This window comes from Streptomyces sp. LE64 (assembly GCF_052606915.1).
In genome coordinates this window covers 6,724,403-6,748,145 of the sequence record NZ_CP199708.1, presented here as the reverse complement: position 1 = coordinate 6,748,145, position 23,743 = coordinate 6,724,403, and the positions used below count along the sequence as shown (strand labels likewise).

Here is a 23,743-nt window from a genome sequence, read left to right as displayed (position 1 = left end):
TCCGGCAGGGATCGGGGTGCGGGCGGGAGGTTCCCGGGGGCGGCCTCCGTCGGTGGGGACGGGCGTGGTGCCCAAAGCCCGGACGACGGCCGAGGAACGGCAGAGGCGCTGGTCAACACCCTTGTGCAGGGGCCGAGATGGTCGATCACCCGGGGAGCCTGCCCACACCGGGACGGTCCGCATCATCAGTACTTCTTTCGAGCTACAAGACCGCACCGCGGGCACACGCGCCCCGCCTTCGCCGTTACGTTCGGTAGCGATCCCTGTTCCCGGTTCCGTGAGGCGGGGCGAGGGAATGTCCGATCTGTTCTCGTACGCGAGGGACGAGGAGGGGAAGCGATGCGGACCAAGGTGACGGTCCTGGGCCTGGGACCGATGGGCGTGGCCCTGGCGGGCGCGTTCCTGACCACCGGTCATCCGACGACGGTGTGGAACCGCACCCCCGGCCGGGCGATCGACCTGGTCGAGGACGGTGCCCGGGAGGAACCCACGGCGGCGGCGGCCGTCATGACGAGTCCGGTCGTGGTGGTGTGCCTGGCGTCGTACGACGCCGTGGAGGAGGTGTTGAACCCGCTGGTGCCGCAGTTGCGGGGACGCACCGTCGTCAATCTGAGTTCGGGCTCCCCCGTGCAGGCCAGGGAGGTGGCGGGACTGGTCGACCGCGCCGGCGCCGCCTACCTGGACGGCGTGATCCTCACGACTCCCCCCGGGATCGGCCGCGCGGAGTCCCTGTTGTTGTACGGCGGTCCGCCGGAGGTCTTCGACGAGCACCACGAGCTGCTCGCCGCGCTGGGCGAGCCCCTCCGGGTCGGTGCCGACCCCGCGTTGCCGTCCGTGTACGACACGGCCCTGCTCAGCCAGATGTGGGGCACGCTGACGGGTTGGCTGCACGCGGTGGCGCTGATCGGGGCGGACGGGCCGGGCGGCGGGGTCAGCGCCCAGGCGTACACCGGGGTCGCCGACCGGTGGATGGGCTCGGTGCGGGCGTTCATGAACGCGTACGCCCCCCACATCGACGCGAAGAGCTACCCCGGTGAGGACTTCACCCTCGACCTCCATCTGCGCACGATGGAGGTCCTCACGCACGCGAGCGAGTTGCGCGGTGTCAGATCGGGTCTGCCCGAGGTCTTCGAGGGGCTGGCGCGGCGCGCGGTCGAGGCCGGTCACGGCGACGACAGCTACGCCCGTCTGGTCGAGTTCATCCGAGCGGGCAGCCCGGTGTGAGCGGCCACCCGGACGTGGTGGTGATCGGAGCCGGTCCGACCGGACTGGCGTTGGCGATCGCCCTGCGCACCTACGGCCTCGACACCCTGATCGTGGACAAGGGGGCGGGCACCAAGCACGAGCCGCGGGCCAGCGTGATCTGGCAGCGGGCCCAGGAAGCGCTTCGGGACCTCGGCTGCGCCACCCCGCTGGTGGAGCACGGACTGTGCCTGCGGCAGGGCGAGTTCCGGGTGGGAGGGAGGGTCGCGGGCATCCAGGAGATGGAGATGGAGCACACCGCCTTTCCCGGTCCCCTCGCGATCGAGCAGGACGCCATCGAGCGACTGCTGCGCAGTCGTCTCCAGGAGTTGGGCACCGACGTGCGGTGGTCCACCGAGGGGGTCGGCGTACGCCTGCGCACGGACGGGGCGGAAGTCGACCTCCGGGGCCCGGACGGCCGGGTCGCCTCCGTGGGGTGCCGGTGGGTGGTGAGCTGTGAGGGCTCCCGGAGCCTGGTCCGCAAGGCACTGGGCATTCCCTTCGAGGGCGAGCGCCGCACCAACCTCCAGTGCGTGCAACTCAACGCCCGCCCCCGGTGGGGCCAGCCGTCCCGGCTCGACGTGACCCAGATCTTCATCAACCACCAGGTCACCCTGGTGGCGGGCCCGGTCCCCGGCGGCACCACCCGCTTCTACGCCTTCCTGCCCGATCCGGATCCCACGGTGGAGACCCCGCCCACCGTCCCGGAGATGGAAGCGGTGGTCGCGGCGGCCACCGGCGAACCGGAGGTGAGCCTGGAGCCCTCGCAACCGCGGTGGGCCAACCGAGCCCGGTTCCACGACCGCATCGCGGGCCGCCTGCGGCAGGGGCGTGCCCTCCTGGTCGGTGACAGTGCCCATGTATGGGCGCCGATCGGCGGCCGGGGCCTCAACACCGGTCTGCTGGGCGCCCACAACCTCGGCTGGAAGCTCGCAGCGGTCCACCGCGGGTGGGCCCCGGACGCCCTGCTGGACAGCTACGACCAGGAGCAACGGCGGACCGCCGAAGCGGTGATGCGTGCCATGCGGCGCAATGTCGTGGAGTTGCCGCCGAACCGGGCGATGCTGGCCGCGATCCGGATGTTGATGCCCCCGTTGATGAGCAGCGACCGGGTGGTGCGCCGCGGAGCCGACCGCCTCAGCGACTTCTCCCGCAACCACCGGGGCAGCCCGTTGTCCACCGGGCGGCGTGGTGTGCTGGGCGGCCCGAGGCCGGGCGACCGCCTTCCCGACCTCCCCGTGACCACCGGCGCCGGAGTCCCTCGATCGTTGCACGACCTGTTGTCGTACCGGCGCTGGACGCTGCTGCGCATCGGTCCGCACGACGGGGGCGACGGCTCGACCGGCGGTCGGTTGCGGGCGCTCACGGACCGGTACGCCCTCCCGCTGGAGCACCACACGGTCCGCACTGAGGGGCGAGAGCGCCGCACGCTTGCGGAGGGCACGCTGTTGTTGGTGCGGCCCGACGGCCACATCGGGCTGCGGACCGGGGTCGACGAGGTGGCGGCGGTGAGGAGGTACTTGGACCGCTGGTCCCGTCGCATGTGATGTCAGTCACTCCACCAAGGGGCCAAAGCGGGTCATGAAGGCGGCCGGGACGAGGCCACCGCCGGCGCCGGGCGGAGGAACCCCGAGACGCCCCGTCGCGTCGCCTAGGCTGGTGCCGCGCACGTCAGGGAGTTGGCCGTCGGGCCACGGAGCGGACCGAGGACGAGGGGAGGGCACCGTGCGGCACTGTTCAGGGCGTACGGCACGCATCGCCCTCTCCGCCCTCCTGTGGGGCGTCCTACTCGTCCTCGTCGGGACCGTTCCCGCCACCGCCTCCGGCGCCCCCGTCACCACGGCGGTCGTGGAGACGCGGACCGGCCAAGGGGTTCCCGCCCCGGTGCGTTCCGAACCGCTGGACGACCCCGTCACCACCGCACTCCTCGTGGCGGTCGGGGAGCACGGCGGACGGCCCGTCCTGCTGCCGCCGGCGCCCGGGGGCCCCGTGGCCCTCGTCCACGAGCCGCCGGTGCTGTCCGGCGCCGTCCTCGCCGTACGGCGGGAGCGCGGTCCTCCGCCGCCGCCCTCCGACCCGCGCAGCACCCGCGCACCCCCTCCTCCCGGAGCAGTCGACGTCTGAGACGTCCGCCGTCCCGGTCCCCGGCCTGTCCCGGACCGGCGGGACGACGTCTCCCGTCCCCGCGCGCGGTGCGGGTCCGTGCCGTGCGTGTCCTGCGTGTCCGCGGGCTCCACCGGTGCCCGTGTGACAGCCCGTGGAGCCTTCATGACCTCTCGTTCCCCCGCGCGGCGTCCCCGCGCCACCCTCTGGCGAGCGCTCGCCGCGTTCGCCGTGGTCGCCCTGTCCCTGCTCGCCGCCCTGACCACCGAGCCACGGCTCGGGCTGGACCTCCGGGGCGGCACGCGCATCGTGCTGGAGACCCGTGACTCCCCCACCGTCAAGGCGGATGCCGCAGCCACGGACCGCGCCCTCGAAGTGCTCCGGCAGCGCGTCGACGCACTCGGGGTCGCCGAGCCGTCGCTGGCCCGCTCCGGTGAACGTCGGATCGTCGTCGAGTTGCCCGGGGTCCAGGACCCCCGCAAGGCCGCCGAGGTGATCGGCCGCACCGCGCAGCTGACCTTCCACCCGGTGGTGGGCGCGGCGGAGAAGGCTTCCGGCGCCCCCGACGCGAGCGGCGCGCGGACCCTGCCGGACCCCGACGCCCCCGGCACCCATCTGGAGCTGGGCCCGCAGGCGCTCAGCGGGGCGGGCGTCAAGGACGCCGAGCCCAGTCTCGACACCCAGGGCGCACGGGGCTGGACCGTCGCCCTGTCGTTCCACCGCGGTGCGGGCGAGGACTGGGCGCGGATCACCGGCGAAGCCGCCTGCAAGGCGCCGGGTGACCCGGCGCGCCGGGTGGCGATCGTGCTGGACGACGCGATCGTCTCGGCGCCGCAGATGGACCAGTCGGTGCCGTGCGGGGCGGGGATCACCGGGGGTACGGCGCAGATCACCGGAGGTTTCAGCGCGGACGAGGCACGGGATCTGGCGGCGCTGGTGAAGGGCGGGGCGCTGCCCGTACCAGTGGCGACGGTGGAGCAGAGCACGGTCGGTCCGACGCTCGGTGCCGACGCGATCCGGGCGAGTGCCATGGCCGCGATCATCGGCCTGGTGTGCACGGGCGTGTTCATCACGGTCGTCTACCGGCTCCTGGGCTTCCTCGCGACGGTGGCCCTCGGCTTGTACGGCCTGATCTCGTACGCCGCGGTGGTGACGTTGGGGGCCACCCTCACCCTGCCGGGGCTGGCCGGATTCGTGCTCGCGATCGGCATCGCCGTGGATGCGAACGTGCTGGTCTTCGAGCGGGCGCGGGAGGAGTACCTGCGGCCCACCTCCCGGAAGTCCGATCTGCGCCGGCCGTTGCAGATCGGGTTCAGCAAGGCGTGGAGCGCGGTCACGGACTCCCATGTGACGACCCTGCTCGCGGCCGGGCTGCTGTTCGCCTTCGCGACGGGGCCGGTGAAGGGCTTCGGGGTGACCCTCGCCATCGGTGTGCTGGCCTCCCTGGTCTCGGCCATGCTCATCACCCGCTTGCTCGCCGATTGGGCGCTGGAGCGGGGGGCGGTGCGGCGGCGGCCCGGTTGGACGGGCATGACCCTGAAGGGCAGGGTCCGCACGCGCTTGGAGAAGCGCCCGCCGCGGCTGATGCACCGCAGGCGCCGGTGGTTGGGCGTCTGCGGCGGGTTGCTGTTGGTGGCCCTCGCCGGGATCGGGGTGCGCGGCCTGGAGTTCGGGGTCGAGTTCACGGGCGGTCGCCTCGTGCAGTACGCCACCGAACGCACGGTGGACGCGGACACCGCGCGGCAGGCGGTCGCGGACGCCGGCTTCCCCCGGGCGGTGGTGCAGACCTCCGGCGACAGCGACATCACCGTGCGGACCGGGGAGTTGAGCGATGACGAGCAGCAGGAGGTGAAGGCGGCGCTCGCCGAGGTCGGTGGGAGTGCGGACGTGGTGCGCGACGACCAGATCGGCCCCAGCCTCGGGAGCGAGTTGCGCACCCATGCGTTGATCGCCCTGGCCGTCGCCGTCGCGGCTCAGCTCCTGTACCTCGCCGTGCGGTTCCGTTGGACGTTCGCGGTGGCGGCGGTCGCGTCGATGGTGCAGGACGTCCTGTTGGTGATCGGGCTGTTCGCCTGGCTCGGCAAGCCGGTGGACAGCGTGTTCCTGGCCGCGCTGTTGACCGTGGTCGGTTACTCGGTGAACGACACCGTGGTGGTGCTCGACCGGCTGCGGGAGTTGCGCCGTGCCGAACCCCGGGGGGCGTGGCCGGACCTGGCCGACCGGGCGGTGGCCCAGACCCTGCCGCGGACGGTGAACACCGGTATGGGTGCGTTGTTCGTACTGGTCGCCCTCGCCGTGCTCGGAGGGGACTCGCTGGCCGACTTCTCCGTGGCGCTGCTCGCCGGGGTGATCCTCGGGATCGGCTCGACGGTGTTCACCGCACTGCCCCTGTCGGTGATCCTCCAGACCCGACGCCCCGAGCAGCGGCGGGAACCGAGGGTGCGGCCCCGGGACCGGGACCGCTCGGGCGCGGTGGTCTGATCCGCCCCGGGCGCCGGGCTCCCCCGTGGGGCCCGGCGCCCGGCGTTCCCGGGCGGTGGGCGCCCGGGAACGGCAGGGACACAGGGACGGCCAGATGCACACTGGCCGGATTTGATGTTCACCCTACAAAGACTTAGGGTCCCCTTAGTTCCCCCGGCCCCGGACCGGGCGCGTCCGCGAGCCGTCGTTCCTCGACGCCGTACCGGCGCGTCCGTCGCCGCGCCCTGCCGTCCGACAAGAGGAATCCCCCATGCTCTCCACCTCCGCCCGCTCGGGCCTGCGGGCGCTCGCCCTCGTCCCGGCCGCCGCCCTCGTCCTCGCCCTCACCGGGTGCTCCTCCTCCGAGGAGGAGCCGAAGGCGTCGGGAGGAAAGCAGGGCGAGGGGGCGTTCCCGGTCAGCATCAAGAACGCGCTGGGCACCGCCGAGATCACCGAACGGCCCCGCCGGATCGTCACCCTCGGGCACGGTTCCACGGAGACGGCCATCGCCCTGGGTCACACCCCGGTCGGCATGGAACGGTACGAGTGGGGCAGCGACGGGACCGGGTACATGCCCTGGATCCACGAGGCCGTCAAGAAGAAGGGCGACACGCTCCCGAAGCAGTTCACCGGCGGGGAGAACCTCGACATCGAGGCCATCGCCGAGTTGGAGCCGGACGTGATCCTGGCGCCCTGGTCCGGGGTGACGCAGAAGCAGTACGACGTGCTCAAGGACATCGCCCCGACCGTCGCCTACCCGGGCAAGGCGTGGAGCACCAACTGGGACGAGCAGATCGAGATCGTCGCCCGGGCGCTCGGCGCGCCGGAGCGGAGCAAGGACCTCATCGGCGACATCGAGGAGACGTTCGCGAAGGCGGCGGCGAGCCGCCCGCAGTACAAGGACCACACCTTCTCGTACGTCTACAACACCGGCCCCGGCACGCTCGGCGTGTTCCGCACCGAGGAGCAGCGGGTCGCCGTGGTCTCCTCGCTGGGACTGAAGGCCGACCCGGTGGCGGACACCTTCAAGGAGGTCGAGGGCACCGACTCCGCGCTCATCGGGTTGGAGAACGGGCACAAGCTGGCCGAGAGCGACCTGATCTTCACGTTCTACTCCGATGCGAAGAACCGCAAGGAGATCGAGGCGCAGAAGTTGTACCGGGCGATTCCGGCGATCAAGAAGGGTGCGGTCGTCGCGGGGGTGGACAACCCGTTCGTGACGGCCTCCTCGATGATCAACCCGCTGACGGTGCCGTGGAGCATCGAGCGCTACCTGCCGCTGATCGACGAGGCCATCGAGAAGTCCGGAAAGTAGGGCCGACTCGATGACGACCACGGCCCGGCCCCCGGTCCGCCGTGCGGGCGCCCTGCGGTTGGCGTCCTGCCTGGTGGCGGCCGCTCTGCTGCTGGTGGCCGCGACGGCGGCCAGTGTGATGTTCGGCAGCATGCACACCGGCGTGGGCGACGTCCTCGACGTGCTGTCCGGGGACGCCGGGGAGCACGTGACGACCGTCGTGGAGAGCCGCTATCCGCGCACCCTGCTCGGGTTGCTGGTCGGGGTGTGCCTGGCGGTGTGCGGCACGCTGATGCAGGGCATCACCCGCAATCCGCTGGCGGAGCCGGGGTTGCTCGGGGTCAACACGGGGGCCGCGGCCGGTGTCGTCACCGCGACGGCCTTCCTCGGTGCCACGGGGGCCGCCTCCGCGATGTGGTGGGCGCTGCCCGGGGCCTTGGTGGCCGGAGTGCTGGTGCACGCCATCGGCTTCAGCGGGCCGTCCGCCAGTCCGGTGCGCTTGGTGCTCGCCGGTGCGGTGCTCACCGCGGTGCTGATGGCGTACGTCCAGGCGATCACCCTGAGCCGGCCGCAGACCTTCGACGACTACCGCTACTGGGTGGTCGGGGCGCTCGGCGGCCGGGACTACGAGGTGCTGTGGACGGTGCTGCCGTTCGCGGGGGTCGGCCTGCTGGTCGCGGTCCTGGTCGCACCCGGGCTCAACGCCCTGGCCCTCGGCGACGAGTCGGCCACCTCCCTGGGTGCCAACCCGGCGCTGACCCGGGCGTTCGGTTGGGGGGCCGCGGTGCTCCTCGCCGCGGCGGCCACGGCCGCGGCGGGGCCGATCGCGTTCGTGGGGCTCGCGGTCCCGCACGTGGTGCGGGGGTTGGTGGGAGCCGACCACCGCGGACAGATCGCACTCGCCGTGCTGGTGGGGCCGACGCTGCTGCTGGTGGCGGACGTGGTGGGCCGCGTGCTGCTGCGCCCCCAGGAGTTGATGGTCGGCGTGGTCACAGCGTTCGTGGGGGCGCCCGCGCTGCTGGTGACCCTGCGTCGGACGAGGCACGCGCTGTGAGTTCCCTGAGTCAACCTCTATGCCGCCAGAGGCGTGTCCGGGTCCTGCTTGATCTTGTTGCTGGCGCGGTGGACCTCGGGGTCGTAGCAGGTCCCGGTGCGCCAGCACGCCCAGATCACCCGCAGCCAGGACCGTGCGAGGATGCGGGCGGCATGGGGGTGGCGTTTCTTGTCCGCTCGGGCGTCGTTGTAGATCTTCGCGGCCCAGTCACTGCCGTGTCGGCTGTTGTCCGCGTAGCCCACGATGGCCAGCCGGGCGCGGCGGTTGGCCGCGTGGCGGAAAGTGACCACGCGGGACTTGCCGGAGGCGCGGGTCACGGGGACGACGCCGGTCTCGGCGATGAACTGTTCGCTGCTCCTGGAGCGTTCCAGGATCGGCCCGAGCTCGCCGATGATCTGCCCGAGGTTGATCTTCCCGATGCGGGGCATGGTGGCGAACAGCGGTGCGTAGGGGTGGGTTTCCACGGCGTTCGCGATGGCCTCGTCCAGGGTCCGGATGGTGGTCCGGATGCTCCGCACGAGCTGGACCTGGACGCGGACCAGCTGCTCGATGACGGTCTCGCTGAGGCGGGAGGCAGGCGTCGGCGCGGAGCGGAGCCGCTCGATGAGCGCGCTGCCGGGCCTTTTGCCGGAGTAGCCACGGCGCTTGCACCAGGCTTCGAGGCGCCCAGCGGTGAGTTTGGCGGCGGAGGCCGCGGTGGGGTATCGCTCCAGGAACGCCAGGGCGATGTCGCTGTCCAGGCTGGAGAAGACGGCCCTGCCGCCAGGCCAGTGCGCGTCGAGCAGGGCGGCGAGCTGGTTGACGGCCGCGATGCGAGCCGCGACGTGGTCGGCCCGCTGCCGGGTCAGGGCCTGCAGCTCCATCGTGGCCTGCTCGGTCGGCTCCAGGCGGGGCAGGAAGTGCCCGTCCGTGCGCAGGTAGTCGGCGAGCTTGAGGCTGTCGCCCGCGTCGGTCTTGGCCTTGGACGCGCCCCAGCGCGGGCGCATCGCGTGGAAGGCGTTCGGGTGCACCGGCACGACCGGGTGGCCGGCCTGGAGCAGCCGGTCCACGACCAGGCCGCGGGTCGTCTCGATGGCCACCGGCAGATCCGCCGGGCTGCCGTGCCTGGCGAGCTTGGCCAGCGTCCTGGCGATGCCCTCCTCGGTGTGTGTGAACTCCCAACGGGCCACCCGGGCACCGGTGTTGTCCATGACCGTCACGTCGTGGGTCTCGGTCGCCCAGTCCCAGCCGATGTACACGAAAGAAGTACCCCTGTGTCGTGCGCGGAGCACCTGCCCGGTGGTGAGGACGTCTGCCGGGAGCTCATTAATCGGCCCTCTGCGGGGCGTGTCCCTGATGCCGATCAGACGGCCTCGGCCCAGCGGGGCTGGCACAACTCACAGTGGCCATCGAATGGCTCGCGCCACAAGCCATGCACCCGCCGGGACCGAGAGGTCACAACCCTACTCGTGAGGGCTGCAGAAGGGATGGTCCTCTAATGAGCGGCCGGACGGACCTGCCGCACCCGCCCGGTCGTCCGGGGGCGGACGCGGGCACCGACGAGGGGTGGACGATGAAGGCCGATGGTCTGCCGAACGCGCCGGCCGGTCCGGTGACTGTCGCACCCGCGGCGCGCCCGACGGGTCTGCTCCGGGTCGGGCGGGTCGTCGCCCTCCCGGTCGACGGACGTGCGGTGCTGGTGGTGGCGGGCCTGTTGGCCCTGCTGGTGGTGGCGGGCACCGCGACGCTCTGCCTCGGGCGGCTCGGCATCCCCCTGGCGGACCTGCCGGCCGCGGTCACCGGCGGGGCCGAGGGCATGGACGGGCTGGTCGTGAACCGGCTGCGCGGGCCGCGGCTGGTGACCGCGATCGGTACGGGGGCGGCGTTCGCGGTCGCGGGCACCTTGTTCCAGTCCGTGACCCGCAATCCCCTGGGCAGTCCCGATGTGATCGGGGTGAGCGGCGGCGCCGGGGCGGGAGCCGCGACCGTGGCGCTGTTGGCTCCCGCCACCCCGGTGTCCCTCGGTGCGTTGGTCGGCGCGGTGCTGGCCATGGTGGTGGTGTACCTGGCGACCGGGACGGGTTTCCGTGACCCGGGCCGTCTGGTGGTGGCCGGCATCGGGGTCGCGGCGCTGACGGCGGCCCTGACCCAGTACGTGGTGTACGCGGTGGAGCGCGACCAGGCGACGGTCCTGACGGCCTACCTCAACGGCAGCCTGGCCACTCGGAGTTGGACCGACGCCGGCACGGTGTGGGCCTTGCTGCTGGTGGTGGTCCCGGGGGCGCTGTTCCTCTCCCGGGGGCTCACCCTCGGGGAGATGGGCGACGAGTTGTCCACCGCCCTGGGCGCCGAACCGCGGCGCACCCGCACCGCCGCCGTCGTGTTGTCCACCGCCCTGGCCGCCGGCGCGGTGACCGTCGCGGGACCCATCGCGTTCATCGCGTTGACCGCCCCGCAGATCGCCCGCAGACTGGCGCCCGCACCAGGGCCCCGGATCGTGGTGTCCGCCGTCACCGGAGCGACCCTGCTGGTGCTGGCCGACCTCGCGGCCCAGCAACTGCCGCTCACCGACGACCTGCCCGTCGGCATCTACACCATGGCCCTGGGCGGGATCTACCTCGGCCACCTGCTCGTCCGCGAATGGAAGAAGGGCACCCTGTGACCTCCCAGCCCGCCGTCTCCGGGGCCACCGGGCCGGCCGCGACGTCGGTTCCCGGGCTGTCGGCCCGCGACCTCACCCTCTCCTACGAGGGCCGCCCCGTGGTGCGCGGAGTCGACGTGGACCTGCCGACCGACGGGCTGACCGCGATCATCGGGCCCAACGGGTCCGGCAAGTCGACGCTGCTCAAGGCCTTCGCGCGGGTCCTCAAGCCGGAGAGCGGCAGTCTCACCCTCGACGGGGTCGACGTCGGGGGCATGCGCGGCAAGCGGTTCGCGCGCCAGGTCGCCCTGCTGCCGCAGAACCCGCAGACACCGGCCGGGATCACGGTGCGGGCGCTCGTCCAACGGGGTCGCCATCCGCACCACACGCTGTTGCGCCAGTGGACGCCGGACGACGACCGGCACATCGAGGCGGCCTTGCGGGACACCGGGCTGACGGGGTTGGCGGAGAGCCCGGCGGCGGCCCTCTCCGGTGGGCAGCGTCAACGGGCGTGGATCGCGATGATCCTGGCCCAGGACACCCGGCACGTCCTGCTGGACGAGCCGACGACGTATCTGGACGTGGCCCACCAGTACGACCTGCTGGAGCTGTGCGCCCGGCTCCATCGGCAGGGGCGGGCGATCACCGCCGTGCTGCACGACCTCAACCAGGCCGCGCACTACGCCACCCATCTGATCGTGCTCAAGGAAGGCGCGATCGCGGCGCAGGGTCCTCCCGGCGAGGTCCTCGACCCGGGCCTGGTCGCGGATGTGTTCGGCCTGACCTGCGACGTCATCCCGCACCCGCACACCGGTGCCCCGCACCTGATCCCCCGTCCACGACCGCGCACCGACGGGTGACGGCCCCACCGCGATGACCCGGTGGGTAATCGCGGCGCCGCTCGCGGCCGGACAGACTCCGTTCGGGGGCCGGGGAGTCGACCGTCCTCGGCCCCGACCGGATCCGTACGACCGATCGGAGTGTCCCGTGCCGCGCATGCGTTCCCTGCTCGTCGCCACCGCCGCCGCCACCCTGCTGCCCCTGGGCCCGGGGGCGGCCCACGCCTCGGCCCCCGAGTCGGCCTGCCCCGCCGTCACCGCCGCCGGCACGGCACGGGAGGCGCCCCTTCCCGCCGACGCCGAACGGTTCCTGCGGGCGTACTGCGCCTGGGGGGAGGACACCTCCGACATCGAGGCGTACATGAACCTGTTCGCCGAGGGCGGCGCCCTGATGGACTCGGGCCTGGACCGACCGCTCACCGCGGTGGCCATCCGCGCGCAGATCACCCGGGTCACCCAGGTGGTCGACCGGTACCGCTTCGTCCCCGTCGACGCGCACGCCTCGGCGGACGGCCGGGTCCTGTTCGTGAAGGCCCGCAACACCGGGTACGTGGGTCCGTCCAGGACCTGGGTCGACTACGTCACCACCCACCGGCTGGTCCTCCGGGGGGCCTTGGTGGCGGAGGGGCGACGGTTCTGGGACCAGTCCGAGCTGTTCCGTCCGCTGGAGCCGACGCTGCCCAACCTGTTCGCGGGGTTCGACACCGCGCCGACCACCGCGAGGGGCCCGCGGCACGGGCGACCGCTCTCCCCCGGGGAGCGGGCCCGGGCGTGGAACACCGGGGACGCGCATCGCCTCGTCGACGGCGTGCGGGGTCCGCTGCGCCTGACGGGCCCCGGGCTCACGGCGCCCCTGACGGGGAGGGCCGAAGCCAGGGCCTACCTGGAGAGGTTCTTCAGCCGGGTGCACCGACTGGACCTCGCGCCGGGCGAGACCGTGCACCGTGGCGGCGTCACCTACCGCGAGTGGGTGGGTACGGCCCGGGTGAGCCCGGACGGGAGCGAGCCCGTGCCGATGACGTACGGGATCGTGGAGCGGTTCAGCCGCAACGCCACGGGCGGCACGGACTGGAACCTCGCGTTCGAGACGCTGGACCTGGTCGCCACCCAGGACCGGATCAGGGCGCTGCGGGGGCGCATCTTCGGCTGATCACCCGGATGTGCGCAGGGCGCTGCGGTCGGAGGGGCCCGGATCCCGGGCCGCACGCCGAAGACCCGGCGGCACGGAACGGGTCCGTGCCGCCGGGTCCGGTCGAACGGCGATCAGTCGGTGATCAGCAGGCGCCCAGGTCCTGCCAGACGCCCCACTGGCCGGTGGTGCCGGGCTCGTCGCCCTTCGTCCACCACTTGGACTTCCACTGCTTGCCCTGGTGGCTGACGGTGGTGCCGGTTCCGTACTCGGAGGCGGCGCTCCAGGCGGGAGCGGTGCAGGTGCCGCCGGTGGTGCTGCCACCGGTGCCGCCCGTGCCTCCAGTGCCGCCCGTGCCACCGGTACCCCCGGTGCCACCCGTGGTGGTACCGGTGCTCGGCTCGACGACCGTGGTGCCGCGGTTCAGGTCGCTCGCGATGCCGTAGGTCTTGTCACCGATCTTCACCGTCCAGTTGGACGGGGTGGAGACGGGGAGGTAGTACGTGAAGTCCAGCTCGACCGAGGCGCCCGGGGCCAGGGACTGCCAGGCCGGGAGCTTCATGGCGACCCGGTGGAAGTCGCCCTTGAGGCCGCCGACGTTCGGACCCGTGTGGTCGCTGCGGACGATCGAGGTGTTGAACCCGGACTGGTCCTTGGCGTTGTTCGGCGCCGAGGTCGCGTAGTCGAACTGGAACTCGGTGCCACCCGGCAGGGTCGCCGTGGTGTTGTTGGTGATCTTCACCTTGGGGGTGATGGGGTAGTTCTGGTCACCCAGCTTGAACCCGCCGAAGTCCACGTCCACCTTGACGGCCTCGGTGGGCATCGCGATGTTCGACTTCTTGGCGCCGTAGCCGCTGGCGGCCTTGAACTTGTTGTAGAGCAGGTTGGTCAGCGTGGAGCCCGGCTCGTACTGGCCCTTGGTGGCGTTCCAGTCGTAGTCGCCGGCCAGCTCCCAGATCATCGTGCCGCCGAGGCCCTTGTCGACCACGTAGTCGGCCTTCGCACCCACGGACTGCTCGTCCTCGGTGGAGATGAAGACCTTCTTCTCGGCGTTCCACAGCCACGGCGCGACGAGCGTCGAGTCGTACTTGCGGACGTACTGACCGGTGAGCTTGGTGTCGGCCGGGAGACCGAACTTGGAGAGGTAGTCCGGGACGATGCCCTTCTCCAGGTTCTTGGCGTGCCACATCGGGTTGAACCCGGCGGGCGACTCCTTGCCGTTGGTGTCCTTGTCGTGCCAGACGTTGTCGACGCCGACGGCGCCGTCACCGCACTTGGTCAGACCCGAACCGGGCGGGCAGGAGGTGGCGGCCGACTTGCCCCAGAGCCCGTCGGTGCCGCCCTGGACGTTCTTCCAACCGCGCGTGTAGTACGGCAGGCCGATGTTGATCCGGCCGGCCGGCATCGAGCCGCGGAAGTAGTGGTAGGCCCAGTCGGTGTTCAGGTAGCCGATGCCGCCGTACTGGGCGGTGCCGTAGATGTTGGCGCCGGCCAGCTCGGAGTCCTTGCCGTCGTCGTACAGGGCGGCCTGGGGACCGACGTGCTCGTTCCAGGTGCCGTGCAGGTCGTACGACATGATGTTCAGGTAGTCCAGGTACTTCTGCACCTGGAAGGTCTCCATGCCGCGCAGCAGGTAGCCGGAGGAGGGGGCGGCCACGGTCAGCATGTAGTGCTTGCCGTCCGCCGCGCCCGCGCGGTCCAGCTTCTCGCGCAGGACCTTCATGAGGACGGCGTAGCCCTTCATGAGGCCGGCGCGCCGGGCGTTGGCCTCGGGCCAGTCGCTCGGGTTGCCCGCGTCCTTCATCGAGGTCGGGTACTCGTAGTCGATGTCGACGCCGTTGAACCCGTACTTCTTGATGAAGTCGACGGCCGAGTCGGCGAAGGTGTTGATGCCCGCCTCGTTGACCGAACCGTCCGCGTTGGTCGCCGTCTTGTAGAAGCCGCCCGTGTCGGTCCAACCGCCCACGGAGATCAGCGTCTTCACGTTGGGGTGCAGCTTCTTGTACTTGTTGAGCAGGTTGAAGTGGCCCTTGTAGGGAAGCGACGGGTCCATCTCGGCACCCGCGACGCCCGGCCAGGTCATCCCGGTGGAGGAGTTCTCGGGTCCGTCGGCGCCCACGCTGATCTTGTTGTTGGCGTCGATGGCCGCGAAGGCGTAGTTGATGTGGGTGATCTTGTCCCACGGAATCTGGTGGGCGAGGAAGGCGGGTCGCCCGTCCTTGCCGGTACGCCAGTTGGCGAAGTAGCCGATGATGCGGCGCTGGTGGTCCGCGCCCATCTTCTCGCGGCCTTCGGTGTCGTACACCGAGCAGTACGGGACGTCCACGCCGGGCGTCGAGTACAGCCCCTCGGGGCGACAGTTCTCCTGGGAGGCGGCCTGCGAAACACCGGAAGTGAGGGTTCCGGCCAGCATGGCGCCGATCGCGACCGCACCGGCGGCGAACATCGCCGGTTTGGCCCGCTTGGAAGACAGCACGTTCAGATCCTCCTGGTGGGGGTCCGCGGCCGACGGGGGCCGCGGTCATGCGCAAAGCGCGTCTGGGGTGGACGCGTCGACCCCGTGACTGGGTGTCACGGAGCCGGAGAAGAACGGAGGGAGTGCGTCGTTGGAAGCTGGGGTGACGCAGTGGCCAGACCTTAAAAGGACTAGACCAGGAGGGTCAATAGGTCTGGACCTTTACGGCGGTTTTGCTCAGGAGCACACCGGCCGAACACGGCGATCCGGTGCGCGACCCCGGCACGGCGCTTCCCCTCCCCCGTCCGTTCGACAGGCACCGCGCGGTGTGGCCTCGGTGACCATAACCCCGATGATCACTCCACGGAACACCGACTGAGAGAAGTCTCATCGCGGGCGGCCCCACCGACCGGTGGGGCCGGCACCGGGAACCCACCCGGAATGCGGGCGCGGCCCGGGGCCCGGGGGTGAGAACATGCGCGGGGAACCGTGCCCACCCGTACCACTTTGAGGAAGCGGACCACACACGCATGAACAGCCACCGTCACTGGACCACCCGCGTCGAGACCGAGGCGGACGCAGCCGCCGTCCGCGGAATCAACCTCGCGGCCTTCGAGACCTCCGCCGAGGCGGACCTCGTGGACGCGTTGCGCAACGACCCCGCCTGGATCGACGGGCTGTCGCTGGTCGCCGCGGAGGCCGACGGCCCGCCGGTCGGACACGCACTGCTGACGCGGTGTCACATCGGGGCGGCCCCCGCCCTCTGCCTCGGCCCGGTGGCCGTGCTCCCCGACCTCCAGCGGAGCGGGGCGGGCGCCGCCGCGGTCCGTGCCGCACTGGCCGCCGCGGCTCGGCTGGACGAACGGTTCGTGGTGGTCCTCGGCCATCCGGAGTACTACCCGAGGTTCGGCTTCGAGCGGGCCTCCGCCCACGGGATCAGCGTGTCGATCGACGTTCCGGACGAGGCCCTGATGGCGCTCGCCCTCACCCCCGGCGACCCGCTGCCCGGCGGAGTGGTCCGCTATGCGGAGCCCTTCGGCATCTGAGGCCGATCGCTGCCGGCCGCCACGGGCCGCGCCATCACCACGCGCGGCCACCGGTCGAGTCCCTGGGCGGTCTCGCGGGCCCGGATCTCCCGCAGACCGGGAGTCAACTCGTGCTCGGCGAGCACCCGGAAGCCTATCCGGGCGTAGTAGGCGGCGTTCCAGGGCACCTCGGCGAAGGTGGTCAGGGTCAACGTCACGGCGCCCGAGACGGCGGCACGGGCCGCCGCATGGTCGATCAGGGCCCGGCCCACGCCCCGCCGCGCCGCCCTCGGATGGACGGACACCTGCTCGACGTGGAACAGACGGCCGTCCACCGGCTCCGCGATCAGGTACGCCACGGGCTCCCCGGTGCCGCGGGCGACCGCCACCCAGCAGGTGCCGCGCGCGGCGTGACGGGCGAGGTCGTCGAGGGCCGGCGGGTCGTCCTCGGCGACCTCCGGCATGCCGACCTCCGCGAAGGGACGGCCGGCAGCGCGTTCGATCTCCTGGAGCGCCGGCAGTTCCGTCGGCCGCACCGGGCGGATCGTGAAGGAGGACTCGTCGAAGGCGGGGAAGGCAGACATGCCGCGATCATCCGGCGCAGGCGCCGGAGCCGGCAACCGGCTTCCCGGAGCGCCTCCGTCCCCGGGCGCCCCGTTCCCCTGCGAACCACGGCGTTCCGGTTGGCCGTGGCCCCGGCGGGCCAACTACCCTGACCCGGGGACATCACCCGCTCGGAGGGGGAACGGTGGGCGCGCCCGGTGACATCATCGACGACCGGTTCGAACTGCTCGAACGTCTCGGCGCCGGAGGCATGGGAACCGTCTGGCGGGCGCGGGACGCGGTCCTGGGGCGCGAGGTCGCGCTGAAGGAGGTCCGGGCCTCCTCCCCGGCCCTCTCCGCGCAGGGCAGCACGGTGTTGCGCGAGCGGGTCCTGCGGGAGGCCCGGGCGCTCGCCCGCGTGCGCCATCCCCACGTGGTGACGATCCACCAGATCGTGCAACCCCTTCCGGCGCCCGGTACGGACGAGCTTCCGCAGCCGTGGCTGGTGATGGAACTCGTGCCGGGTCAGACCCTCCAGGACCGGACGGCGGACCGTCCGCTGGCCCCGGCCGAAGCCGCCCGCCTGGGCCGTCAGGTGCTGTCGGCCCTGTGCGCCGCGCATGCCGCCGGCATCCACCACCGGGACGTCAAGCCGGCGAACGTCATGCTGCGCGAGGACGGTTCGGCGGTGCTGACCGACTTCGGCATCGCCGCCCTGCCGGACGCGGGGACGCTCACCCTCACCGGTGAGGTCGTCGGCTCGCCCGAGTACATGGCCCCCGAACGCATCCGCGGCGCCGAGGACGCTCCGGCCGCCGACCTGTGGTCGCTGGGGCTGGTGCTGTACACGGCGGTGGAGGGAACGAGTCCGCTGCGTCGGACGACCACCCTCGCCACGCTCACCGCCGTGCTGGAGGACCCGGTGCCGCCGCCCGCGCGCGCCGGTCACCTGGCCCCGGTGCTCTCCGCGCTGTTGGTCCGTGACCCCGCCGAACGCCCCGACCCGACCCGTTTGGACGCCCTGCTCGCCGAGGTGGAGCGGGGTCGGGCGCCCCAGTGGGCGCAGGCCACCGTCACCGCCCGGCGGCCTGCCGACGTCTCGACGGTGGGTGGCCGGGAGGGGGCGACGGCGGCCCGGCGCGAACCCCGCGCCCGAGGCTCCCGGGTGCCGCTGGTGGTGGCCACGGTATCCCTGGGCGTGGCGGTGGCGGCCACCGCGGCCCTGGTGATCGGCCTGCGCCCGGAGGACGGGGGGCGGCCCGAAGCGGCGGCGCGCCCGTCCGCCACCGCCGACGACGACCGCGTGCCCGCGCAGAACACGGTGCCGCCGCCCCGGACCCCGGACCCCACCGCGCCCCCGTCGCTGGGGTCGGGGCCGGCCGACACCTGGGTGGCGCAGCTCGCCTCGGTCGAGAAGACCCTCGGTGAGGAGGCCCGTGACCGACAGGCGGCCGAGTTGCGGGCCAAGGGGGTCACCGACGTCCGGTTCCTCGACAGCGACGCCTTCGCCTCGCTGCGCCCCGGCTACTGGGTGTTCTACCGGCAGGGCTTCGCCGACGGCCGGGAGGCGGTCGCCTACTGCCGGGAGAAGGGGCTCGTCACCCGGGACACCTGCGTGGGGCGGTACGTCAGCGACCGCACCTCGGACTTCGTCCTCCAGTGCTACCCGACCGACCGGGGCGTCCAACCGGGCAGCCGGTGCACCCGTGACCGAACGGGGACGGGTCGTCAGTAGCGCAGGGCCCGCTCGACCCGGGTGCGCACCTCGCCGGACAGGGTGCGGTTGCTGCGTGCGGTGGCCTCCCCGGTACCGCCGGCGGGCACGTCCGAGACGGTGACCGCGACGGTGTCGAGGAGGTTGCCGTTCGCGTCGTCGAAGGTCACCTGCACCACGAAGGACCTCGTGCTCTGGGTGGTGTTGCGGGCGGTGACCCGTACGGTGGTGCGGCCGTCCGCGTCGGTGGCCTGGCCGGCGAGGTCCACCTCGTCGCGGGCGTCCACCCCGTCGGCGATCTCGTCGAACTGCCGCTCGACCGCGGCGCCCGCCGAAGCGGCGGCCTCGGCGGCCCGGGAGGCGAGGTCCGCCCCGGCGGAGGCCGCCTGGGAGACGGTGCTGGACGGTGAGCCCCCGTCCGAACAGCCGGCCGCGCCGCCGAGGACGCACCCGACCAGCAGGGCGGTTCCGATGACGCTCCGTCCGACGTGCCCGTTCACCTGTCGCCTCCCGACCGTGGGGGTGGTCCCCGTCCCGTACACGGACAGTGAAGGCGGCGGGGGGTCGCCCCGCACCTCCACGGCCGCCGTACGGGCGAACGGGAGGCCGGCCGGGGCGGCGCGTCAGGGCTTGCGGCCGATTCCCCCGTAGGCGTCGATCCGCGGGTCCCCGTTGCTGCCGGGTTCCGGGCGCCAGCGGGTCACCGGCACGACGCCGGGTTCCAGCACCTCCAAGCCGTCGAAGTAGCCGGTGAGCTCCTCGGCGGACCGCACGTGGTAGGGCACGGCGCCGCTCGCGTTGTACGCCTCGGAGGCCGCGATCATCCCCGGACTGGTGGCCGTGCTGTCGCAGATCACCAGATGGCTGCCGGAGGGCAGTCCGGTCAGCAGTCTGGTGATCAGGGACCGCGCCTCGTCGTACTCGGTGACGTGGCCGAGGGTGTTGAGGATCATCAGCGCGACCGGCTGGTCGAGGTCCAGCGTGGCCCGGGCCGCCTCCAGGACGGCCTCGGGCCGGTGGAGGTCGGCGTCGAGGTAGTCGGTGCGGCCCTCCTCGGTGCTGGTCAGCAGGGCACGGGCGTGCGTGAGCACCAGCGGGTCGTTGTCGACGTAGACGATCCGGGCCTCGGGGGCGACCCGCTGGGCCACCTCGTGGGTGTTGTCGGCGGTCGGCAGCCCGGTGCCGATGTCGAGGAACTGGCGCATCCCCAGCTCCCCGGCCAGATGGTGCACGGCCCGCCGGAGGAAGTGCCGGCTGGTGCGGGCCACGTCCTCCAGCTCCGGGAAGATGCCCTTGATCTGGTCGCCGATCTGCCGATCGACCTCGTAGTTGTCCTTGCCGCCCACGAAGTAGTTCCAGAAGCGTGCCGAGTGCGGCTTGGTGGTGTCGATCCGCGCACGTATCTCCGCTGCGGCGCGCATCGAATCACGGTCGGGCACGAAGTCCCCCTCCAGGAACGTGAGTCGACCGGTGAGGCGTTCCGGCGCCGCCGCGCCGGGTGGGACACCGGCGTTCCACCGATCAAGTGGGCGTACGGGCTTGCGATTTGGCCAGTATGGCACGGTGCCGGGTCGTTCGCCGGTTCCGTGTGCGGGCCGGACCGCCCCCGGCGGGTGCGGATGGCGCCGGTCGGGGGCGTGGCAGGGTGAGGGCATGTCCTCCGCTTCTCCGGGCGGCCGAGCCGCCCCGTTCCGGTTGCACCCCGGCTCGCCGTCCTCGCCGGTGGTCCTGCACGTCCCGCACTCCTCGCGGGCGGTGCCGCCGGACGTCCGCGCGGACCTCCTCCTGGACGACGCGGAACTCGCGCGGGAACTCGACCGCATCACGGACGCGCACACGGCACGGATCGCGGCCCGTGCCGTGGCCGCCGGCGCCATCGCTCCGTGGCGGTTCGTGAACGGGCTGTCCCGGCTGGTGGTGGACCCGGAGCGGTTCCCCGACGAACGCGAGGAGATGGCGGCGGTCGGCATGGGCGCGGTCTACACCCGGACCACCCACCGCGCCGCACTACGGGCCGAGGGTTTCGACCCGGCGCCGCTCCTCGACCGGTACTTCCACCCGTACGCGGAGGCGATGCGGGCCGCCGTGGCGGACCGGCTCGCCGCCACCGGTCGGGCCGTGATCATCGACGTCCACTCGTACCCGACCGCCGCGCTCCCCTACGAGTTGCACGGCGACGGGCGGCGTCCGCCGGTCTGTCTGGGCACCGACGCCTTCCACACCCCGGGCGCCCTGACCGCGCTGGCCGGGACGGCGTTCGCGGGATTCGGCGGGTGCGGCCTGAACAGCCCCTTCGCCGGGACGTACGTGCCGATGGCGCACTACGGGCGGGACGCCCGGGTGAGCGCGCTCATGGTGGAGATCCGGCGGGACCTGTACATGACGGAGCCCGGGGGCGCGCCGGGCCCCGGGCTCGACGCACTGGGCGGTGCGTTGGCCGCGTTGGTCGACGGGGTCCACGCGTGGGTCGCGGCCGGCGGCACTCAACTGCCGGGGGCCACCGGCGGTGCGTAGGAGGTGGGTCCGGGGCTGGTGCGGTCGTTGAAGATGACCCCCGGGGCGGCCGGTGCGTGGTTGAGCACCCACAACCCGGCCAGGGTGGCGAGCGCGAACACCACGGCGATCAGGACCGCGAGCAGCAGTCGGCGCCTTCGCTCGCGGCGCAGCCACGCGCCGCGCACGGTGCGGTAGGCGTCCGGGGCGGGGCGCACCTCGCGCGCCACGGCCTCCAGGGCCTCCCGCAGTCGCCGCTCGGTGTCGGGACCACTCATCTGCGGGCCTCCATGGCCTTGGTGAGGGCGGCGATCCCCCGTGCCGTGTGGGTCTTGACCGAACCCGGCGAGATGCCCATGGCGTCAGCGATCTCCGTCTCCTTCAACCCCATCCAGTGGCGCAGCACGAGTGCTTCGCGCTGACGGGTCGGCAGTTGCCGCACCGCGGCGATGAGCACGCGTTGGTCGTCCTGGAGCAGTGCGTGGTGTTCGGCAGAGGCCACCGGGTCCTTGCCGGGCACCGGGGTCTCGGTGTGCCTGCGCACGGTCTGGAGGTGCCGGATGCGCATCCGGGTGAGGTTGCAGACGACCGACCGCAGGTACGCCTCGGCGCGGTCCGCGTGGCGGAGCCGGCGCCAGCGGCGGTACAGCTGGTAGTACGCCTCCGCGACGATGTTCTCCGGGTCGTCGGCGCCCAGCAGGGTGGCCAGCCGCAGCATGGCGGTGTAGTGCTCCCCGAAGAGTCCGGCCAGGGCGAGGTCCCGGTCGCCGTCCCCGGGGTCGCCGCCGGGCGGCCCCGGTGGGCCGGCCGCTGCCGGGCCGGCGGGCGGCACGGCCGGGTCCCTGCCCGTGGGCGCCGCGGGCGGCGAGGCCGCGGTGGGGACCCCGACGGCCGGTCCGGGCTCGGCGAGGGTCAGGGCGCGGTCGGATCGTCTCGTCCGTCTCATGGGCTAGCTCGCTCCTGTTCCGGGGCGGCGCCTGAAGGCCAGGCCGGGCGGGGGTGCGGTGGTGTCGCTGCCACGGGCGGCGCCGGACCGCTGGAGGACGCAGGTGGTCACCACGGCGACCACCAGGTTGGGCAGGAGCGCGGCGAGGCCCGCGTAGATCTCCAGGGTGTGTCCGGTGGGGCCGAGCGGCACGACCGGGGAGAAGCCCTGGTCGACCACCAGCCAGGTGCCGAGGACCATGCCGACCGCCCAGCCGGTGAGCAGGGCCCGCGGATGGAGTCGGTTGGTGTACAGGCCCACCGCGACGGCGGGGAAGGTCTGGACGATCCACACGCCGCCGAGGAGTTGCAGGTTGACCGCGGCCTGGTCGCGCAGTCCGAAGACGAAGGCGACGGCCGCCACCTTGGCGATGAGGGAGACCCAACGGGCGATCCGCACTTGGCGTTTGGGGGTCGCGGTGGGGTGGACGTACTCCACGTACACGTTGCGGACGAAGGAGGTGGCAGCGGCGACCGACATCACCGCGGCCGGCACCAGGGCGCCCACGGTGAGGGCGCCGAAGACGAGCCCCGCGACCGGGGGTGGCATCAGCCGGTCCACCAGCAGGGGTACGGCCGCCTCGGCTCCCCCGGCGGTCACCCGGATCCGCTCGGCGGCGGCGGCGAGGCCCAGCAGCCCGAAGAGGGCGAGGACCGCGATCCACGCGGGCAGGGCGAGGGTCACCCGGCGCAGGGTGCCGGGGCTGCGGGCGGCGAAGGCGGCGGTCAGCAGGTGCGGGTACATCAGGGCGGAGCAGGCGGAGCCGAGGGCGAGCGAGGCGAAGGCCGCCTGCTGGTGGGGGGCGAGGAGCAGGGCCGTGCTCCCGGTGCCCGGGGTCGGTTCCATGAAGCGGGCGGCCCGCTCGAAGAGTCCTCGCGGACCGCCGAGGTCGGCGAGGACGAGCCACACCACGAGGACGACCGAGGCGAAGACGGCGACCCCCTTCAGAGCGGCGATGACGGTCGGTGCGCGCAGCCCGTACCGGAAGGTGGCGAGGGCCAGCCCGGCGAAGAGGGCCACCATCACGAGGTCGACGGCGGGGTGCTCGGTGTCCACTCCGGTGGCGGCCAGGACGGCGCGGATGCCGAGGAGTTGCAGCGCCAGGTACGGCATGGTCGCGAGGATGCCGGTGAGGGCGACGGCGAGGGCGAGTCCGGGGGAACCGTACCGACCGCGGACGAAGTCGGCCACCGTGACGTACCCGTTGCGGGCGCACACGGCCCACAGGCGGGGCAGCAGCACGAAGGCGAGGGGGCAGGCGATGAGGGTGTAGGGCAGTGCGAAGAAGGCGGCCGCACCGTTGCCGTAGGCGAGTCCGGGCACCGCGGTGAAGGTGTAGGCGGTGAAGAAGGTGCCGCCGATCAGCAGCCAGGACCAACCGGTCCCCAGTCCCCGGTCGGCGAGCGCCCAGCCCTCCAGCGAGGGCAGCCGTCCCGAGGGACGGAAGCGGCGGGCGAGGACGGCGAGCGACGAGGAGGCGCCGACGACGGCGAGGAACGCGACGAGCGTGCCGCCTTCCACCATCGTCCCTCGTTCCTGCCGAAATGCCGCACCCGTTCCCGAGAGGGGTGCGGTCGTCGTCGATCCCGGAACGCGGCGGGTCGCTGTGCCCCGGTTCCGTGCCGGCCGGTCCGCCCCTTCGCGTGCGCCGGTCCCCCGTCGCGGCGTTCGAACGATGTGCATGGCGGAAAATCGCGGGGGGAATCCGACCGAGATCCACCGCCGACAGCTGTCAACCGAACCGGGGGTGCCGGCAACTCTTCCACAGACCGACGCGGTACGGGAGC

The 23,743-nt window shown here is 72.6% G+C and carries 20 protein-coding genes; 12 read left to right on the top strand and 8 right to left on the bottom strand.

What is annotated here, in order from left to right; all coding sequences use genetic code 11:
• Positions 1-339 precede the first annotated feature (339 nt).
• From ACSMX9_RS29655 to ACSMX9_RS29630, 6 genes are all read left to right on the top strand, one after another.
• A complete protein-coding gene (locus tag ACSMX9_RS29655) occupies positions 340-1,224 on the top strand; it encodes an NAD(P)-dependent oxidoreductase (protein ID WP_445398703.1) in 885 nt (294 codons plus the stop codon).
• Positions 1,221-2,789, top strand: coding sequence for an FAD-dependent monooxygenase (locus ACSMX9_RS29650; RefSeq protein ID WP_445398701.1), 1,569 nt, complete (start codon positions 1,221-1,223; stop codon positions 2,787-2,789). Before ACSMX9_RS29655 ends, ACSMX9_RS29650 begins: the two co-directional genes overlap by 4 nt.
• Positions 2,790-2,967: 178 nt before the next feature.
• On the top strand, positions 2,968-3,366 hold the full coding sequence (locus tag ACSMX9_RS29645) for a hypothetical protein (protein WP_445398699.1): 399 nt from the start codon (positions 2,968-2,970) through the stop codon (positions 3,364-3,366).
• Between the two features lie 144 nt (positions 3,367-3,510).
• Positions 3,511-5,826 (top strand): protein translocase subunit SecD, encoded by a 2,316-nt coding sequence (gene secD / locus ACSMX9_RS29640; RefSeq protein WP_445398697.1) that lies wholly within the window; start codon positions 3,511-3,513, stop codon positions 5,824-5,826.
• Between the two features lie 250 nt (positions 5,827-6,076).
• Positions 6,077-7,120 carry an iron-siderophore ABC transporter substrate-binding protein gene (locus ACSMX9_RS29635; protein WP_445398695.1) on the top strand — a complete coding sequence of 348 codons (1,044 nt, stop codon included), beginning with the start codon at positions 6,077-6,079 and terminating at the stop codon, positions 7,118-7,120.
• Between the two features lie 10 nt (positions 7,121-7,130).
• Positions 7,131-8,153: a FecCD family ABC transporter permease gene (locus tag ACSMX9_RS29630; protein WP_445398693.1), complete on the top strand. Its 1,023-nt coding sequence runs from the start codon at positions 7,131-7,133 to the stop codon at positions 8,151-8,153.
• Between the two features lie 17 nt (positions 8,154-8,170).
• Here the strand turns inward: ACSMX9_RS29630 and ACSMX9_RS29625 are convergent, their stop codons facing one another.
• A complete protein-coding gene (locus ACSMX9_RS29625; RefSeq protein ID WP_445398691.1) occupies positions 8,171-9,391 on the bottom strand; it encodes an IS110 family transposase in 1,221 nt (406 codons plus the stop codon).
• Between the two features lie 314 nt (positions 9,392-9,705).
• Between ACSMX9_RS29625 and ACSMX9_RS29620 the strand changes: the two genes are divergently transcribed.
• The 3 genes from ACSMX9_RS29620 to ACSMX9_RS29610 all read left to right on the top strand — a co-directional run bounded on the left by ACSMX9_RS29620 (position 9,706) and on the right by ACSMX9_RS29610 (position 12,762).
• Positions 9,706-10,794, top strand: a complete 1,089-nt coding sequence (locus tag ACSMX9_RS29620) for a FecCD family ABC transporter permease (protein ID WP_445403135.1) — start codon at positions 9,706-9,708, stop codon at positions 10,792-10,794.
• Positions 10,773-11,633, top strand: coding sequence for an ABC transporter ATP-binding protein (locus ACSMX9_RS29615; RefSeq protein ID WP_445398689.1), 861 nt, complete (start codon positions 10,773-10,775; stop codon positions 11,631-11,633). The genes ACSMX9_RS29620 and ACSMX9_RS29615 overlap by 22 nt, the downstream gene beginning before the upstream one ends.
• Before the next feature lie 136 nt (positions 11,634-11,769).
• Positions 11,770-12,762 carry a nuclear transport factor 2 family protein gene (locus ACSMX9_RS29610; RefSeq protein WP_445398687.1) on the top strand — a complete coding sequence of 331 codons (993 nt, stop codon included), beginning with the start codon at positions 11,770-11,772 and terminating at the stop codon, positions 12,760-12,762.
• 124 nt (positions 12,763-12,886) lie between these two features.
• Here the strand turns inward: ACSMX9_RS29610 and ACSMX9_RS29605 are convergent, their stop codons facing one another.
• Complete coding sequence (locus tag ACSMX9_RS29605; protein ID WP_445403134.1) at positions 12,887-15,187, bottom strand: chitinase C-terminal domain-containing protein; 2,301 nt, start codon at positions 15,185-15,187, stop codon at positions 12,887-12,889.
• Positions 15,188-15,726: 539 nt separating this feature from the next.
• Here ACSMX9_RS29605 and ACSMX9_RS29600 point away from each other — a divergent pair.
• Complete coding sequence (locus ACSMX9_RS29600; protein WP_351247547.1) at positions 15,727-16,242, top strand: GNAT family N-acetyltransferase; 516 nt, start codon at positions 15,727-15,729, stop codon at positions 16,240-16,242.
• Here the strand turns inward: ACSMX9_RS29600 and ACSMX9_RS29595 are convergent.
• Entirely contained in the window at positions 16,218-16,805 is a 588-nt protein-coding gene (locus ACSMX9_RS29595; protein ID WP_445398684.1) for a GNAT family N-acetyltransferase, read from the bottom strand. The two genes, ACSMX9_RS29600 and ACSMX9_RS29595, sit on opposite strands and share 25 nt — an antisense overlap.
• A 164-nt stretch (positions 16,806-16,969) precedes the next feature.
• Between ACSMX9_RS29595 and ACSMX9_RS29590 the strand changes: the two genes are divergently transcribed.
• Entirely contained in the window at positions 16,970-18,499 is a 1,530-nt protein-coding gene (locus tag ACSMX9_RS29590; RefSeq protein WP_445398682.1) for a serine/threonine-protein kinase, read from the top strand.
• On the opposite strand, the gene ACSMX9_RS29585 is transcribed toward ACSMX9_RS29590, so the two are convergent.
• Positions 18,493-18,978 carry an FxLYD domain-containing protein gene (locus tag ACSMX9_RS29585; protein ID WP_351247553.1) on the bottom strand — a complete coding sequence of 162 codons (486 nt, stop codon included), beginning with the start codon at positions 18,976-18,978 and terminating at the stop codon, positions 18,493-18,495. The genes ACSMX9_RS29590 and ACSMX9_RS29585 overlap by 7 nt on opposite strands.
• 123 nt (positions 18,979-19,101) lie before the next feature.
• Positions 19,102-19,899, bottom strand: a complete 798-nt coding sequence (locus ACSMX9_RS29580) for an SAM-dependent methyltransferase (protein ID WP_445398680.1) — start codon at positions 19,897-19,899, stop codon at positions 19,102-19,104.
• 232 nt (positions 19,900-20,131) lie between these two features.
• Between ACSMX9_RS29580 and ACSMX9_RS29575 the strand changes: the two genes are divergently transcribed.
• Positions 20,132-20,992, top strand: coding sequence for an N-formylglutamate amidohydrolase (locus ACSMX9_RS29575; protein WP_445398678.1), 861 nt, complete (start codon positions 20,132-20,134; stop codon positions 20,990-20,992).
• Here the strand turns inward: ACSMX9_RS29575 and ACSMX9_RS29570 are convergent.
• Genes ACSMX9_RS29570 through ACSMX9_RS29560 form a run of 3 tightly spaced genes read right to left on the bottom strand, consistent with a single transcriptional unit; the run spans position 20,962 to position 23,480 of the window.
• Positions 20,962-21,249 (bottom strand): hypothetical protein, encoded by a 288-nt coding sequence (locus ACSMX9_RS29570; protein WP_445398676.1) that lies wholly within the window; start codon positions 21,247-21,249, stop codon positions 20,962-20,964. The genes ACSMX9_RS29575 and ACSMX9_RS29570 overlap by 31 nt on opposite strands.
• On the bottom strand, positions 21,246-21,917 hold the full coding sequence (locus tag ACSMX9_RS29565; RefSeq protein WP_445398674.1) for a sigma-70 family RNA polymerase sigma factor: 672 nt from the start codon (positions 21,915-21,917) through the stop codon (positions 21,246-21,248). Before ACSMX9_RS29565 ends, ACSMX9_RS29570 begins: the two co-directional genes overlap by 4 nt.
• Positions 21,918-21,920: 3 nt before the next feature.
• Positions 21,921-23,480 (bottom strand): sodium:solute symporter family protein, encoded by a 1,560-nt coding sequence (locus tag ACSMX9_RS29560; RefSeq protein ID WP_445398672.1) that lies wholly within the window; start codon positions 23,478-23,480, stop codon positions 21,921-21,923.
• Positions 23,481-23,743: the final 263 nt, after the last annotated feature.

What these genes read in the sequence shown, in the direction of transcription:
- ACSMX9_RS29635 (WP_445398695.1), top strand. Translation starts at nt 6,077, where the DNA reads ATGCTCTCCACCTCCGCCCGCTCGGGCCTGCGGGCGCTCGCCCTCGTC.
- ACSMX9_RS29615 (WP_445398689.1), top strand. Translation starts at nt 10,773, where the DNA reads ATGGAAGAAGGGCACCCTGTGACCTCCCAGCCCGCCGTCTCCGGGGCC.
- ACSMX9_RS29655 (WP_445398703.1), top strand. Translation starts at nt 340, where the DNA reads ATGCGGACCAAGGTGACGGTCCTGGGCCTGGGACCGATGGGCGTGGCC.
- ACSMX9_RS29595 (WP_445398684.1), bottom strand. Translation starts at nt 16,805, where the DNA reads ATGTCTGCCTTCCCCGCCTTCGACGAGTCCTCCTTCACGATCCGCCCG.
- ACSMX9_RS29560 (WP_445398672.1), bottom strand. Translation starts at nt 23,480, where the DNA reads ATGGTGGAAGGCGGCACGCTCGTCGCGTTCCTCGCCGTCGTCGGCGCC.
- ACSMX9_RS29610 (WP_445398687.1), top strand. Translation starts at nt 11,770, where the DNA reads ATGCGTTCCCTGCTCGTCGCCACCGCCGCCGCCACCCTGCTGCCCCTG.
- ACSMX9_RS29600 (WP_351247547.1), top strand. Translation starts at nt 15,727, where the DNA reads ATGAACAGCCACCGTCACTGGACCACCCGCGTCGAGACCGAGGCGGAC.
- secD (WP_445398697.1), top strand. Translation starts at nt 3,511, where the DNA reads ATGACCTCTCGTTCCCCCGCGCGGCGTCCCCGCGCCACCCTCTGGCGA.
- ACSMX9_RS29575 (WP_445398678.1), top strand. Translation starts at nt 20,132, where the DNA reads ATGTCCTCCGCTTCTCCGGGCGGCCGAGCCGCCCCGTTCCGGTTGCAC.
- ACSMX9_RS29620 (WP_445403135.1), top strand. Translation starts at nt 9,706, where the DNA reads ATGAAGGCCGATGGTCTGCCGAACGCGCCGGCCGGTCCGGTGACTGTC.
- ACSMX9_RS29605 (WP_445403134.1), bottom strand. Translation starts at nt 15,187, where the DNA reads ATGTTCGCCGCCGGTGCGGTCGCGATCGGCGCCATGCTGGCCGGAACC.
- ACSMX9_RS29565 (WP_445398674.1), bottom strand. Translation starts at nt 21,917, where the DNA reads ATGAGACGGACGAGACGATCCGACCGCGCCCTGACCCTCGCCGAGCCC.
- ACSMX9_RS29570 (WP_445398676.1), bottom strand. Translation starts at nt 21,249, where the DNA reads ATGAGTGGTCCCGACACCGAGCGGCGACTGCGGGAGGCCCTGGAGGCC.
- ACSMX9_RS29580 (WP_445398680.1), bottom strand. Translation starts at nt 19,899, where the DNA reads ATGCGCGCCGCAGCGGAGATACGTGCGCGGATCGACACCACCAAGCCG.
- ACSMX9_RS29630 (WP_445398693.1), top strand. Translation starts at nt 7,131, where the DNA reads ATGACGACCACGGCCCGGCCCCCGGTCCGCCGTGCGGGCGCCCTGCGG.